Raw genomic sequence first — 16081 nt, 5'->3', positions numbered from 1 at the left:
GCGGAAAGGATAGGGTAACCTCACTTCCGACTTAGGGCAGCCTGCGCTAATTGCACGGAGGGATCTCATGGGTGTTTGTGCTGCGAACCAGATCCGCAGATCCCCGGAATCGACTGTGACGCCGACACGATGATCGAACAGAACCAATTGACTTTCGCCCCCTGGATCAAGCGCACACCGGGTCAGTCGCCGCACACCGCGACGGTGGTCTTCCCGCACGCCGGCGGCGCGGCCACCGCCTACCGCACGCTCGCCGCGGAACTGGCCCGCACCGGTCCCGACGCCTACGTCGTGCAGTACCCGCAGCGCGCCGACCGGCTCGCCCATCCCGCCCCCGAGACCGTCGAGCAGTTGGCCGCGGAGCTGTTCGCGGCGGGCGACTGGGCCGCGGTCGGCCCGCTGCGGCTGTTCGGGCACTGCATGGGCGCGGTGATCGCCTTCGAGTTCGCCCGCGTCGCCGAACGCGAGGGTGCCGCCGTCGACAGCCTGTGGGTGTCGGCCAGCCACGCCCCGGGCGCGGTCGCCGAGTCGCCGCGGCTGCCGACCGCGGCGGTCGACGTGGTCGCCGACATGGTCGACCTCGGCGGCACCGACCCGCGGCTGCTGGCCGACGAGGACTTCGTCGAGCTGCTGGTGCGCGCCGTGCGCGCGGATTATCAAGCGTTCAACCGGTATTCGTGTGATCCCGACGTGCGTATCCGCGCCGACATCCACACCCTCGGCGGCCGCTCGGACCACCGCATCAACGAGAACATGCTGCTGCGCTGGAAGACCCACACCGGCGGTGCGTTCACCTCGACGCTGTTCGACGGCGGACACTTCTACCTCAACGACCACATCCCGGCGGTGGCGAGACTTGTCAATGAGCGATAGTCCGAGCGGGGACGCCGATCCGGTCGTCATCGTCGGTATGGCGGTGGAGGCGCCGGGCGGCGTCGACACCCCACAGGCGTACTGGTCGCTGCTGTCCGAGCAGCGTGAGGCACTGGGCCCGTTCCCGACCGACCGTGGCTGGTCGGTGCGCGACCTGCTCGCCGGCTCCCGCCGCGACGGGTTCAAACGCATCCACGACATGGGTGGATTCCTCACCGGCGCAGCCGCATTCGATCCGGCGTTCTTCGGCATCTCACCGCGCGAGGCGATCGCGATGGACCCGCAGCAGCGGGTGGCGCTGCGGGTGGCGTGGCGCGCGCTGGAGAACACCGGCGTCAACCCCGACGACCTCGAGGGTCACGACGTCGGCTGCTACATCGGCGCGTCGGTCACTGGGTACGGGCCCGACATGGCCGAATACTCCGCGCACAGCGGACATCTGATCACCGGCACCGCACTCGGCGTGATCTCCGGCCGGATCGCCTACACGCTCGGACTGGCCGGACCCGCGCTGACCATCGACGCGTCGTGCGCGTCCGCGCTGGCGGCCTTCCACGTCGCGGTGCAGTCCGTGCGCGCAGGCGACTGCGACATGGCGCTCGCGGGCGGGGTCTGCGTGATGGGATCACCCGGCTTCTTCGTCGAATTCGCCAAGCAGCACGCGCTTTCCGACGACGGGCACTGCCGGCCCTACAGCGCGCAGTGCAGCGGCACCGTGTGGGCCGAGGGTGCCGCGATGTTCGTGCTGCAACGCCGGTCGGCCGCGCTGCGGGCGGGCCACCACATTCTCGCCGAGATCGCCGCGAGCTGCGTGAACCAGGACGGCCGGACCACCGGGCTCACCGCCCCGAGCGGCGCGGCGCAGGCCAAGCTGTTCGGCCGCGCGATCCGGACCGCCGGTGTCCGACCCGAGGACGTCGACCTGATCGAAGGCCACGGCACCGGAACCCGTCTCGGTGACCGCACCGAATTGCGCTCACTCACCGAGACCTACGGCGCCACCGAACCGGGACGCGGCGCGTTCCTCGGATCGGTGAAATCGAACGTCGGGCACTCGCAGGCCGCCGCCGGTGCGCTGGGTCTGGCCAAGGTGCTGGTCGCCGCCGAGCACGCGACGATCCCGGCCAGCCTGCACATCGAGCAGGTCAGCCGCGAAATCGACTGGGACAGCCAGGGACTGCGGCCGGCGACCGCGCCGCAGCCGTGGTCGGCGACCGACGGAAGGCGGGTGGCCGCGGTGTCGGCGTTCGGGATGAGTGGCACCAACGCCCACGTGATCGTGGCGGTGCCCGACGGTGAGGCGGCATGATGGCCGGGTTCCCCGACGGCCGGGTGCCGGTGCTGCTGTCCGCGCACGCCGAGGAGTTGATCGCCGCGGACGCCCGGGCCATCCTCGACTACCTCGACCGCGCCCCGGACACGTCGGTATCCCAGGTGGCGGCAACGCTTCTGCGGATCCGCCGGACGCGCCGCCACCGCGCCGTGGTGCGGGCGGCCGACACCGCCGAACTGCGCGACGGACTGCGGGCGCTGGCCGTCGACGGTGAGCACCCGTTGGTCTCCCGCTCGGTGCAGGCGAACCCGTCCCGCACCGCGTTCGTGTTCCCGGGTCAGGGCAACCAGTGGCCGTCGATGGGCGTGGAGGCCTACCGCATCCCGGCGTACCGCGCCGAGGTCGACCGGTGCGCCGAACAGTTCGTCGCCGCCGGCGCCGAGTCGCCGCTGGCGTATCTGCTCGGCGAGCAGACCGACGACAAGTGGTCTCAGATCCAGACGCAGGCAGCGCAATTCACGCACGCCGTCGGGCTGGCCGCGGTGTGGCGGTCGTGCGGGATCACCCCCGACCTCACGGTCGGGCACAGCCTCGGTGAGGTGGCCGCCGCGTACCTGGCAGGCACCGTCACCCTGCCCGATGCGGCGGCGATCGTCGTCGCCCGCGCCACCACCGTCGCTGCCCTGCCCGGGGAGTACGGCATGGGCGTGCTCGGAGTCGCCCTGGCCGAGGCCGAACAGCTGTGCGCGGGCGCGGCGGGCTGGCTGGAAGTCTCGGTCGTCAACGCCGAATCGTCGGTGGTGGTCTCCGGTGACCGCGGCGCCGTGGAGGCGGTCGTCGCCGGTGTCACCGAGCGCGGCGGCTTCGCGCGCCTGATCTCGGTGGACTTCCCGGCGCACACCAGCGCGCTCGAGCCGCTGCGCGCGGATCTGATCGCCAGGCTGCCCGGCGGCCGGTTCGCCGACAGCGCAGTGCCGTTCATCGGGTCGGCCACCGGCGACGTGGTGGCCGCCGGCACCGGGTTCGCCGAGTACTGGTACACCAACCTGCGCAACGCCGTGCGGTTCGACAAGGCGGCGGCCACCGCGACGAACCACGGCGCCCGGGCGTTCGTCGAACTGTCCGCGCATCCCGCGCTGCTGTTCGCGCTCGGCTCCCTGGTCGACGACGGCGAGCAGACGCTGATGGTCGGATCGGGGCACCGCGACGAACCGCTGATCGACGCGCTGTCGGCCAACATCGCCGCGGCGGCGGTCGCCGACCCGGGCTACCGGTGGAGCGACCTGGTGGACGTCACGTCGCGGCCCCTGCGCGGTTTCCCCAACGCCCCGATGCGCGCCGTGCACCTGTGGGCGGTCCCCGAACCGTTGGCCCCGGTACCGTCGGTGACGATCGCTGCCGAAACCTGGACGCCTGCAACCGAACTCCCCGCGACGCCGACGGGTCGCCGGATCGCGCTGGTCGAACTGGCCGGACCCGCCGGCCCGCTGGCAGACCGGTTGCGCGACGCCGTGCGCGAACACCACGCCACAGATCTCGTCGAACCCGCCGACGCCGACCTGCTGGTCGCCGTGGCGCCGGTGCTCGACCACCCGGACGTCGAACAGGCCGCGGCCGACCTCGCCCGGCTCACCGGCGCCGGGCTGTTCGACTACGCAGGCCACATCGGGCCGCACTGCCGCGACGTGTGGCTGATCACCGTCGGCGGCGAACACGTCCGGCCCGACGAACCGGCCGCGCTGCCCGCGCAGGCCGCGCTGGCCGCCGCGCACCGCTGCGTCGGCTTCGAGCATCCCGACCAGACGTTCCGCCATCTCGACCTGGCCACCTGGGAGCCCGACCCGGCCGCCGCCACCCGCATCGTCGACACCGTGCTCGGCGCGGGCGCCGACGTGGCGCTGCGCGAGAGTGGATCGCAGACAACGCAATTCTTCCGAGGTCTGGTCGACGTCGCGGAGCCGCCGCCGGCGTGGCCGCTGGACGGCGAGCGGCTCGCCGATGTGGTGATCACCGGCGGCAGCGGCGCCGTCGGCCTGCACTACGCCCGCCACCTGGCCGCCAACGGGGCGCGCCGAATCGTGCTGTTGAGCCGCAGTGGCGTCGACACCGCGGTGCTCGACGAGTTACGCGCCCTGGGCGCCGACGTCCTTTCGGCTCGGTGCGACGTGACCTCCGCAGAGCAGGTCCGCGCCGCCGCGCAGGCCCACGCCGGATCGGGCGCGTCGCTGCTGGTGCACGCCGCGGGCGCGGCCACCTTCTGCAGGCACGACGAACTCACCCCGGCCGCGTTCGCCGACACCGCCGCGGCCAAGCTCGGCGGGCTCGCCAGGATCACCGAGTCCTGGCCGCTGCGCCCGGACGCCCGGGTGCTGGTGTGCTCGTCGGTGTCCGGACTCTGGGGCGGACTCGGACACGCCGCGTACTCGGCGGCCAACCGCATGCTCGACGTACTGGCCGGTCAACTCCGCGGCAACGGGATACAGTGCACCGCAGTGCGATTCGGGCTGTGGGGGACCGGCATCGTCGACCCCGACGAGGTCGCCCGCATCGAACGGTCGGGTCTGAGCGCGATGGACCCCGAAGCCGCGATCGAGGCCAGCCTGCGCGACCACCCCGGCGAGCCGCTGGTCATGGCGGCCGACCGGGACCGGCTGTCGATCCTCGTCGGCGGCGAAACCGAGACCGACACCGACACCGGCACCGCACCCGACGCCGACATCGCGGTGCGGGTGGTCGCCGAACTGGCCGCCGCGCTGAACCTGGACGCCGAGAACCTCGATCTGCAGACCTCGCTGCTCGATCTCGGCGTCGACTCGCTGCTGGCCCTGGATCTGCGCAAACGGCTGCAGCGGGTGACCGGCCACAAGGTGGCGCTGGCGACCCTGCTCGGCGGCATCACCGGCGACCAACTCATCGCCGACCTCGACACGAAACGATCAGAGAAGGTGGACACGCGTGACTGACACGGTCGATATCGGCGAACAGGTCGAGGACCGCCGGCTGGAGCTGCTGCGCCGCAAGCTCGCCGAACGCGGACTGCGCACCGAGGGCGGTGCCGACACCGGGGTCGAAGCCGGGCTGTCCGACGGTCAGCGCCGCATGTGGTTCGTCCAGGCCGCCGACCCCACCGGTGCGATCCTCAACATCTGCCTGTCCTACCGCATCACCGGCCAGCTCGACGTCGCGCGCCTGCACGACGCCGTCGACGCCGTCGCCGCCCGGCATCCGGTGCTGCGCACCACCTATCACGCCGACGACGCCGGCGAACCGCAGATGACCGTGCACGACGAACTGGCGCCCGGCTGGGCGGTGCACGACCTGACCGACCTGTCCGACCATGCGCGGCGGCTGCGCCTGGAAGTGTTGGCGCAGCGCGAGTTCGGCGCGTCCTTCGATCTGAGCACCGACTCGCCGTTGCGGATCACCGTGGTGCGCACCGCGCGCGACGAGCACGTCATGCTGCTGGTCGCCCACCACATCGCCTGGGACGACGGCTGCTGGGAGGTGTTCTTCGCCGACCTCACCCGCGCCTACTGCGGTGACGAGCTGCCCGCCGCCGCCACACCGCCTGCGCAGGCGCTCGGCGCGGTCGACGAGGACCTCGACTACTGGCGTGCGGTGCTGGCCGCGCCGCCGGAGCCGCTGGAACTGCCCGGCCCCAACGGGTCCGCGGTGCCGACGAACTTCCGCTCGCAACGGATGTCGCTGCGGTTGCCCGACGCCACCGTCGAGCGGGTGTCGGCGATGGCCAGGGAGCTTTCAGCCACCCCGTACATGGTGCTGCTGGCCGGTTTCGGGGTTCTGATGCGGCGCTACACGCACGCCGAGGACTTCCTGGTGGCCGCCCCGGTCCTCAACCGCACCGCCGAACTGTCCGAGGTGATCGGCTACTACGGCAACACCGTGGCGATGCGGCTGCGCCCGCAGGCCCGCCAGACCTTCACCGAGGTGGCCGCGCAGGCCCGTGACGTCGCGGTCGGCGCGTTCGCCCACCAGCGGATCAACCTCGACCGGGTGGTGCGCGAGATCAACCCGGACCGCAGGCACGGCGTCGAGCGGATGACCCGGGTGACGTTCGGTGCCCGCGGCGCCGACGGCGCGGGCTTCCACCCGCCGGGCATCACCTGCCGACGCGCCGAGCTGCGTGGGCAATTCACGCAGCTGCCGTTCGGCTTCATGGTGGAGTTCGGCGACAGCGGTGTCGAGATCGAGGCCGAGTACCTCGTCGAGATCCTCGACGCGGAGATGGTGCGTCAACTGCTCGAGCACTACGTGGTGCTGCTCGACGACGCGCTGCAGCATCCGGACCGCCCGATCGCCGAACTCCAGGTGATGGGTCCCCAGGACGCGGACTGGATGCGCGCGGTGTCTGCCGGTGAGGAATTCGTCACCGCGCCGTCGACGATGACCGCGCTGGTCGAGGCGCAGGTGGCGCGCACCCCCGACGCGACCGCCGTCGTCTACGAAGGCAGGCACTACAGCTACCGCGAGCTCAACGAGTCGGCCAACCGGGTGGCGCACTGGCTGATCGAACAGGGCATCGGCAGCGAGGACCGGGTGGCGGTGATGCTGGACCGCTCACCGGAACTGGTGATCACCGCGCTCGGCGTGATCAAGGCCGGCGCGGTGTACCTGCCGGTCGACCCCACCTACCCCGAGGACCGGCTGACGTTCATCCTGTCGGACTCCGACCCGAAACTGGTTGTCCGCGAGCCGATCAGCGGAACCGACAGCTACCCGGACCGCAATCCCACCGACTCCGACCGGGTCCGGCCGCTGTTCCCCGACAGCACCGCCTACCTGATCTACACGTCCGGATCCACCGGCCTGCCCAAGGGCGTGCCGGTGCCGCACCGGCCGGTCGCCGAGTACTTCGTCTGGTTCAAGGGCGACTACAACATCACCGCCGACGAGCGGCTGCTCCAGGTCGCCTCACCGAGCTTCGACGTCTCGATCGCCGAGATCTTCGGGATGCTGGCCTGCGGTGGGCGGCTGGTGATCCCGCGCCCGGACGGGCTGCGCGACGTCGGCTATCTCACCGAACTGCTGCACAACGAAGGCATCACCTCGATGCACTTCGTGCCGTCGCTGCTCGGGCTGTTCCTGTCGCTACCCGGGGTGAACCAGTGGCGCACACTGCAACGCGTACCGATCGGTGGTGAAGCGCTGCCCGGCGAGCTGGCCGACAAGTTCCACGCCACGTTCGACGCGCTGCTGCACAACTTCTACGGCCCGACCGAGACCGTGATCAACGCCAGCCGCTACAAGGTCGAGGGCAAACAGGGCACCCGCATCGTCCCGATCGGGAAACCGAAGATCAACACGCAGATCCACCTTCTCGACGACGCGCTGCAGCCGGTCCCGGTCGGTGTCATCGGTGAGATCTACATCGGCGGAACCCATGTCGCGCACGGCTACCACCGCAGGCCGGCGCTGACCGCCGAGCGGTTCGTCGCCGATCCGTTCAACCCGGGCGGGCGGCTGTACCGGTCCGGCGACCTGGCCCGGCGCAACGCCGACGGCGACATCGAGTTCGTCGGCCGCGCGGACGAACAGGTCAAGATCCGCGGCTTCCGCATCGAACTCGGCGAGGTCGCGGCGGCGATCTCGGTCGACCCCAGCGTCGGCCAGGCCGTCGTCCTGGTCAGCGACCTGCCCGGCGTCGGTAAGAGCCTCGTCGGCTACCTCACCCCTCTTGCCGGCGGGCCGGAAACCGTTGAGGTGGAACGGATCCGCAGCCGGGTCGCGGCGGCGTTGCCGGAGTACATGACCCCCGCGGCGTATGTGGTGGTCGACGAGATCCCGATCACCGCACACGGCAAGATCGACCGCACCGCGCTGCCCGAACCCGACATCGCCTCGGGTGCGGAGTATCGCGAACCGGCCGGGGACACCGAGCGGCGGTTGGCCGGCCTGTTCGCCGAACTGCTCGAACGCGACCGGGTCGGCGCCGACGACTCGTTCTTCGACCTCGGCGGGCACTCGCTGCTGGCCACCAAACTCGTCGCCGGGATCCGCGCGGCGTTCAACGTCGACCTCGGCGTGCGCGAGGTGTTCGAACTCGGCACCGTCGCCGCGCTGGCCGACCGCATCGAATCGGCGTCCGCCGGCAGGTCGGACCGGCCCAGGCTCCCCCCGGTCCCGCACGACGGGCCGCTGCAGATGTCGGCCTCGCAGCTGCGGATGTGGTTCCAGTACCGCATCGACGGCCCCAGCCCGGTCAACAACGTGCCGTTCGCCGCGCGGATCAGCGGTCCGTGCGACACCGAGGCGTTCGTGCAGGCCGTGCGCGACGTGGTGAACCGTCACGAGGTCCTGCGCACCACCTACCGCGAAATCGACGGTGCCCCATACCAGATCGTCAACGACGACGCCGAGGTCACGGTCCGGCGCGCTCGCGGCGACGACGACGCCTGGCTGCAGCGCGAACTCGACAGCGAGCGCCGCCACGTCTTCGACCTCGAGCGCCAACCGCCGGTACGCGCCGCGGTGCTGGCCACCCCGGACGCGCACGTGGTCTCGCTGGTGGTGCACCACATCGCCGCCGATCACTGGTCGGCGGTGGTGCTGTTCTCCGACCTGCTGACCGCCTACCGCGCCCGGCGCGCGGGTGATGCGCCGGCGTTCGCGCCGCTGGGCGTCCAGTACGCCGACTACGCGGCGTGGCAGGCCGCGCTGCTGTCCGAACCCGACGGCCCGATCACCGCGCAGCGCGACTACTGGCGCGAGCAACTGGCCGGGCTGCGCGAGGACCCGGGCCTGACGCCGGACTTCCCGCGGCCACCGGTGCTCAGCGGCGAGGGCGACGCCGTCGAGTTCGGCATCGACGCCAGCACCCGCGAGAAGCTGGCCGAGCTGAGCCGAGAACTGGGCGTCACCGAGTTCATGCTGCTGCAGTCGGCGGTCGCGATCGCGCTGCACAAAGCCGGTGAGCAGCCCGACATTCCGCTGGGCACACCGGTCGCGGGCCGCACCGAGGCCGAACTCGACCAGCTGGTCGGCTTTTTCATCAACATCGTGGTGCTGCGCAACGACCTGACCGACAACCCGTCGCTGCGCGAGGTGCTGCGCCGCGCCCGCGACACCGCGCTGGCCGCCTACGCGCACCAGGACCTGCCGTTCGACCAGGTGGTCGACGCGGTGCGGCCGACCCGGTCGCTGTCGCGCAACCCGCTGTTCGGTGTCGTCGTGCACGTGCGCGACGCGTTGCCCGCCGGGCAGGTCATCGAGTCGCGCCCGGACGGTGACACGGTGTTCAGCCCGATCGAGCCGCCGTTCGACGTCGCGCACGCCGACCTGTCGGTGAACTTCTTCGGCACCAACGACGGATACCGCGGCCACGTCATCTACCGCACCGACCTGTACCGGCGCGCCACCGCGCAGCGGTTCGTCGGCTGGCTGAGCCGGGTGTTGAGCGCGTTCGCCGACGACCCCGGCCAGCGGGTGCGCGATGTGCAGATCGCCGACCGCGACGAACGCCGGATGGTCGAGCAGTTCAGCGCGGCCGCGCAGACCAGCGTGCTCGACGGGTGGCGCGACCCGGTCGCGATCGGTGTGGTCGGCGACGTCTACGACCATGTCACCGACGAGACCGGCACGCACCTGCGCCCCACCGGGCGCCGCGCCCGCTGGACCGCCGACGGTGAACTGGCCTTCGTCGAGACCGTCGTCGAGCGTCGGTCCTCGGCGCCGTCGGGGCCTGCCGAACCGGCCCGCACCGAGACCGAACGCGCGTTGGCCGCGCTGCTCGCCGACGTCGTCAACGTGCCGGAGGTCAACCGCACCGACGACTTCTTCGAACTCGGCGGCGACTCGATCCTGGCGGTGCAGCTGGCGGCGCGGGCCCGCGACGCCGGTCTGGCCGTCACCGCGCGAATGGTGTTCGAGCACCCCACGATTCACGAGCTGGCCGCCGTCGTCGAAGAGGCGGGCAGCAGCGACGGGGGCAGCGCCGACACGCACCACGCGCCGATGGCCGCGTCCGGTCTCACCCCGGAGGAACTGGCGGCGGTGACGTCGATGTTCTCGACCTCGCAAGACGGGGCCCCGTGACTTCAACCGACGAGAAGGTCGCCATCGAGGACGTGATGGCGCTCAGCCCGCTGCAGCAGGGGCTGTACTCGCTGTCGGCGCTGAGCACCGCCGAGGACGGCGGCGAGGACCCGTACGTCATCGCGATGGCCGCCGACATCACCGGGGCGCTCGACGCCGGCCTGCTGCGCGACTGCGCCGCCGCGCTGCTGGACCGGCACCCGAACCTGCGGGCCAGCTTCGTGCGCGCAGGCAACAAACCCGTGCAGGTCGTGCCGACCCGCGCCGAGGTGCCGTGGCGGCACATCACCGCGGCCGCCGACGAGGTGGCGGCGCTGGAAGCCGACGAGCGGCGCAGACCGTTCAACCTGGAACGCGGACCGGCGATCCGGTTCGTGCTGATCGAAACACCCGGTCCGCGTTGGCGGTTCGTCGTGGTGGCGCACCACATCATCATCGACGGCTGGTCGCTGCCGCTGTTCGTCGGCGAACTGATCGCGCTGTACCGCTCGGGCGGAGACACCGGGGTGCTGCCACCGCCGCCGCGCCCGTACCGCGACTACATCGGCTGGCTGGCCAACCGCGACCAGGAGACCAGCCGCGGCCTGTGGCGCGAACACCTCGCGGACCTCGGCGGCCCGACGCTGGTGACACCGGCGCTGACCTCCGGCGAGGCGCCGCGCGGCGCACCGCAGCGCACCGAACTCAACCTCGACCGCGAGGCCACCGCCCGGCTGGCCGAGGCCGCCCGCACCCGCGGGGTCACCGTCAACACCCTGGTGCAGATGGCCTGGGCGGCAATCCTGTCGGCTTTCACCGACCGCCGCGACGTGGCGTTCGGCGTCACCGTGTCCGGGCGGCCGGGTGAACTCGCCGGCGTCGAAGCGATGGTCGGGCTGTTCATCAACACCGTGCCGCTGCGGGTGCGGCTGGACCCCACGGCGCGGGTCGGTGCGCAGTGCCTGGCGCTGCAACGCGAGGCGGCCAAGCTGCGCGACCACAGCTACCTGCCGCACAACGAACTGCGCGCGCTCGGCGGGATCGGCGAGATCTTCGACACCCTGCTGGTCTACGAGAACTTCCCGCCGGGCGGCCTGGTCGGCGGCGGCGACTTCGAAGCCAACGGCGCGACGTTCTCGCCGGCCGCGCTGGAGAGCGTGTCGCACTTCCCGGTCACCATCGCCGCGCACATGGCCGACGACGAGCTCACCGTGCTGGTCGAGGTGGTCGACGGCGCACTCGGCCAGATGACCCCCGAATCGCTGGGCCGACGGGTGCTCACCGTCGCCGAACGGCTGATCACCCACTGGGACAGCGCTTTCCGCGATGTCAGCGTGCTGCTCGACGGTGAGGCGGCGGTCCAGGCGCACCCGCCGGCGCCGCAGCCCGAGCATCTCGGCGTGCACACCGCGTTCACCGCGGCCGCCGGCACCCGGCTGGCGTCGCCCGCGCTGAGCTGGTCCGGCGGCCAACTGACCTACCGCGAACTCGACGAGGCCGCCGAGCGGCTGGCCGCGACGCTGGTCGAACGCGGCGTCACCGCCGAAACCCCGGTGGCGATCCGGCTTTCGCGCGGACCACAGTATGTGATCGCGATGTTCGCGGTGCTCAAGGCGGGCGGGGTGATCGTGCCGCTGGACCCGTCGATGCCCGCCGACCGCATCGCCGACATCCTCGCCCAGTGCGGGGCGACGGTAGTCGTCGACGACGACCTGCTCGCCGCACCGGGGGCACGCGCCGACGACTTCCGTCCGGTGCCCGCCAAGCCCGGTCAGGCCGCCTACATCGTGTTCACCTCCGGCACCACCGGCCGGCCCAAGGGCGTCGTCGGCACCCACCAGGCGCTGCTGGCCTATGCCGAGGACCACGCCCGAAACGTGCTGCGGCCGGCGGCTTCCCGGCTGCGTCACCCGCTGCGGGTCGCGCACGCCTGGTCGTTCACGTTCGACGCCGCCTGGCAGCCGCTGGCCGCGCTGCTCGACGGGCACGCCGTGCACATCGTCGACGACGACACCCAACGCGACGCCGAGGCGCTGGTCGAGACCATCGGGCGCTACGCGATCGACCTGATCGACACCACCCCGTCGATGTTCGCCCAGCTGCACGCGGTCGGGCTGTTGACGACGGTGCCGCTGGGGGTGCTGGCGCTCGGCGGGGAAGCGGTCGGCATCCCCGCCTGGAACATGATCCGCGACGAATGTGCCCGCACCGGGATGACGGCCTACAACTGTTACGGCCCCACCGAAACCACCGTCGAAGCGGTGGTCGCCGCGATAGCCGAACACACCCAGCCGAGCATCGGTCGGCCCACCGCGCCCAGCCGGGCCTACGTGCTGGACTCGTGGCTGCGGCCGGTGCCCGACGGGGTGGCCGGCGAGCTGTACCTGTCCGGCGGCCAACTGACCCGCGGCTACCTGGGCCGGCCGGCCGAGACGGCGGGCCGGTTCGTCGCCGACCCGTTATGCCCCGGCGAGCGGATGTACCGCACCGGCGACGTGGTGCGCCGCCAACCCGACGGCGGGCTCGAGTATCTCGGTCGCTCCGACGCGCAGGTCAAGATCCGCGGTTTCCGCGTCGAACCCGGCGAGATCGCCGCCGTGCTGCACGCGCACCCGGCGGTGCGGCACGCGCACGTCGCGGTGCGCGAACAACGTTGGGGCCCACAGCTGGTGGCCTACGTGGCGGCCGACCCGGCGCCCCAAGTCGCCGAACTTCGCGCGATGGTGGCGAAACGGTTACCGCGCTACATGCTCCCGCACACCATCGTCGTCGTCGACCGGATGCCGCTGACCGCGCACGGCAAGGTCGACGAGGCGGCGCTGGCCGCGCTCACGGTCACCGACAGCCCGTCCGCGACGCCGCAGACCCCGACCGAGACCGCGCTGGTCGAGGTGCTCGCCGAACTGCTCGGCGGTCACGACCGCATCGACGTCACCGCCGACTTCCTCGCGCTCGGCCTCGACAGCATCGTCGCGCTGTCGGTGGTGCAGGCCGCGCGGCGCCGCGGAATCCCGTTGCGCGCGCGGCTGATGCTCGAATGCGCGACGGTCCGCGACCTGGCCGCCGCGATCGACGGCGAATCGATGGCGGGCGCCGAACGCGACAGCGAACCCGGCGGCCCGATCCCGGTGCTGCCCAACGTGCACTGGCTCTACGAGCACGGGGACCCGCGCCGGTTGGCGCAGACCGAGGCGATCCGGCTGCCCGCCGGTGTCACCCGCGCGCAACTCGAGGCGGTGCTGCGCGCCGTCGTCGACGGCCACGAGGTGCTGCGCAGCCGCCTCGACCGCCAGACCATGACGTTCGTCGAACACCAGAGCGGCGACCTGCTGACCGAGGTGCCCGTCGACGGTGACCTCACCGAGGCCGTCGCCCGGCACACCGGCGAATCGGTGCAACGCCTTGACCCGCAAGCAGGCTCGATGATCGCCGCGACGTGGCTGCGCCCACCCGAGGGTGAGAGCGTGTTGCTGCTGACCGCGCACGTGCTCGCGATGGACCCCGCATCGTGGCGGATCGTGCTGGCCGAACTCGACGCGGGCTGGCACGCCGTGCAGTCGGGCGCGCGGCCCGCCCCGACGCCCGAACACACCAGCTACCGGCGGTGGTCGCGGCTGATGAGCGAGCGCGCCGCCGCGCTGGACACCTGCGACTTCTGGGCCGCCCAACTCGCCGGTGACGACCCGCCGCTGGGCGCCCGCCGGCTGCGGCCGGAGACCGACCGGGTCGGCGACGTCGTCGTGACGATGTCGGCCACCGACCGCGAAACCACGCTGCGCGTGCTCAACGGATCGCAACCCGCGCCGAACCTGCTGGCCGCGGCCGCCGCCCGCACCGTCGCCCGGTGGCGCGAGCGCCGCGGTCAGGACCCGCGCCCGGCCCCGCTGCTGGCGTTGGAAACCCACGGCCGCGCGGACACCGTGGTCGACGGCGCCGACACCTCCGACACCGTCGGCCTGCTCACCGCGATCTACCCGCTGCGGGTGCGCACCGCCGATGACGTGGCCGGTCTGCCCGGCGACCCGATCGACTACGGGCTGCTGCGGTACGTGCGCCCCGACACCGCCGAACGCCTCGGCGCGCTGCCGGAACCGCAACTGCTGCTGAACTTCCTGGGCCGGGTGCACGTCGGCATCGACGGCGGCGCGCTGCGGCCGGACCGGGCGCTGCTGTCCGGGGTGTCACAACTGCCGGAGCCGAATCTGGCGGTGCGGCACGAGCTGACGATCCTGGCGGCCGTGCTCGGCGAAGCCGACGCGCCGGTGCTCGTCACGCAGTGGCGCACGCTGCCGGACATCCTGAGCGCCGAGGACGTCGAGACGTTGCAGGGCATCTGGCAAGAATCCCTACGAGAGGTCATCTGATGAGCCGAACACTTGCCGTGGTGGGCGCGGGGACCAAGGCCGTCGCCGTCGCCGCCAAGGCAGCCGAACTGCGCGACATGGGCGTCGAGGCGCCCGACGTCGTCGCGGTCGAGAAGACGGGCGTGGCGGCCAACTGGCAGGCCGACGGCGGCTGGACCGATGGTCAGCACCGGCTGGGCACCAGCCCGGAGAAAGACGTCGGCTTCCCCTACCGCTCGAATCTGGTGCCGCGCCGCAACGCCGAGCTCGACGAGCGGATGACCCGGCACAGCTGGCAGCAGTACCTGATCTCGACCGGGCAGTTCGCCGAATGGGTCGACCGCGGCAGGCCCGCACCCACCCACCGCCGGTGGAGCCAGTACCTGCGCTGGGTGGCGGGCAACATCGACATGAGCGTGGTCACCGGTGAGGTGCAGTCCATTTCGGTCGACACCGGCGCCGACGGGCACCGCTGGCAGCTGCACACCGCCGATCAGACCGTCGAAGCCGACGGCCTGATGATCACCGGGCCAGGTCAGCCCGAACGGTCGATCCTCCCGGGCAACCCGCGGGTGCTGTCGATCGCGCAGTTCTGGCACCGCGCCGCGCAGCACGAGCTGATCTCCGCCGAACGCGTCGCGGTCATCGGCGGCGGTGAGACCGCGGCGTCGATGCTCAACGAGCTTTTCCGGCACCGGGTTTCGACGATCACCGTGATCTCGCCGCAGGTCACGCTGTTCACCCGCGGCGAGGGGTACTTCGAGAACGCCCTGTTCTCCGACCCCACCGGCTGGACCAGCCTGACGATGGCCGAACGCCGCGACGCGCTGATGCGCACCGACCGGGGGGTGTTCTCCGCGCGCGTGCAGGACGCGCTGCTGGCCGACGACCGGATCCGCCACCTGCGCGGCCGTGTCGCACACGCGGTGGCCCGGGACGGGCGAATCCGGTTGACGCTCAGCACGATCAAGGGCGGCGAGTCGCTGGAGACCGTGCACGGCTTCGACCTGGTGATCGACGGTTCGGGCGCCGACGCGCTGTGGTTCGTGCCGCTGCTGGCCCAGGACGCGCTCGATGTCCTCGAACTCGGCCTCGGCGGGCCGCTGACCGGCGAGTCGCTGCAGGAGGCGATCGGCGACGACCTGGCGCTGACCGACGTGTCGCCGAAGCTGTTCCTGCCCGGCCTGGCCGGGTTGACCCAGGGCCCCGGTTTCCCCAACCTGTCGTGTCTGGGCCTGCTGTCCGACCGGATCCTCGGCGCCGACCTGAGCGGCGCACCCCATTCGTCCACGTCCAGGAGAGGCCATGAGCACCAACCCATTCGATGACGAGAACGGCACGTTCTACGTGCTGGTCAACGACGAGGAACAGCACAGCCTGTGGCCGACGTTCGCCGACGTGCCCGCCGGTTGGCGCATCGTGTACGGGGAGAGCACCCGCGCCGACTGCCTGGCCTACGTCGAGGAGAACTGGACCGACCTGCGGCCGCGCAGCCTGCGCGAGGCGATGGCCGAGGGCTAGCCGCCTCGAGCGCGCCGACGCCCCGGCCCGGCGGCTGTGC

Annotated in this window: 7 protein-coding genes; all 7 read left to right on the top strand. The window is 71.8% G+C overall.

Going from position 1 to position 16081, the window contains the following annotated elements; genetic code table 11:
• Window positions 1-129 precede the first annotated feature (129 nt).
• The 7 genes from BHQ18_RS07270 to BHQ18_RS07240 are packed head-to-tail and all read left to right on the top strand — an operon-like array spanning window position 130 to window position 16041.
• A complete protein-coding gene (locus BHQ18_RS07270) occupies window positions 130-873 on the top strand; it encodes a thioesterase II family protein (RefSeq protein WP_069412918.1) in 744 nt (247 codons plus the stop codon).
• Entirely contained in the window at window positions 863-2182 is a 1320-nt protein-coding gene (locus BHQ18_RS07265; RefSeq protein ID WP_069412917.1) for a beta-ketoacyl [acyl carrier protein] synthase domain-containing protein, read from the top strand. Before BHQ18_RS07270 ends, BHQ18_RS07265 begins: the two co-directional genes overlap by 11 nt.
• Window positions 2182-5109 (top strand): mycobactin polyketide synthase MbtD, encoded by a 2928-nt coding sequence (gene mbtD, locus BHQ18_RS07260; RefSeq protein WP_069412916.1) that lies wholly within the window; start codon window positions 2182-2184, stop codon window positions 5107-5109. Before BHQ18_RS07265 ends, mbtD begins: the two co-directional genes overlap by 1 nt.
• Entirely contained in the window at window positions 5102-10198 is a 5097-nt protein-coding gene (locus tag BHQ18_RS07255) for a non-ribosomal peptide synthetase (protein ID WP_069412915.1), read from the top strand. The genes mbtD and BHQ18_RS07255 overlap by 8 nt, the downstream gene beginning before the upstream one ends.
• Window positions 10195-14541, top strand: coding sequence for a non-ribosomal peptide synthetase (locus BHQ18_RS07250; RefSeq protein ID WP_069412914.1), 4347 nt, complete (start codon window positions 10195-10197; stop codon window positions 14539-14541). The genes BHQ18_RS07255 and BHQ18_RS07250 overlap by 4 nt, the downstream gene beginning before the upstream one ends.
• Entirely contained in the window at window positions 14541-15848 is a 1308-nt protein-coding gene (gene mbtG, locus BHQ18_RS07245; RefSeq protein ID WP_069412913.1) for an NADPH-dependent L-lysine N(6)-monooxygenase MbtG, read from the top strand. The genes BHQ18_RS07250 and mbtG overlap by 1 nt, the downstream gene beginning before the upstream one ends.
• Window positions 15826-16041 carry an MbtH family protein gene (locus tag BHQ18_RS07240; protein ID WP_069412912.1) on the top strand — a complete coding sequence of 72 codons (216 nt, stop codon included), beginning with the start codon at window positions 15826-15828 and terminating at the stop codon, window positions 16039-16041. Before mbtG ends, BHQ18_RS07240 begins: the two co-directional genes overlap by 23 nt.
• Window positions 16042-16081 lie beyond the last annotated feature (40 nt).

Origin of the sequence: Mycolicibacterium flavescens, assembly GCF_001722335.1 — a bacterium.
Taxonomy (GTDB): Bacteria; Actinomycetota; Actinomycetes; order Mycobacteriales; family Mycobacteriaceae; genus Mycobacterium; species Mycobacterium flavescens.
This window is presented reverse-complemented; position numbering and strand designations above follow the sequence as displayed.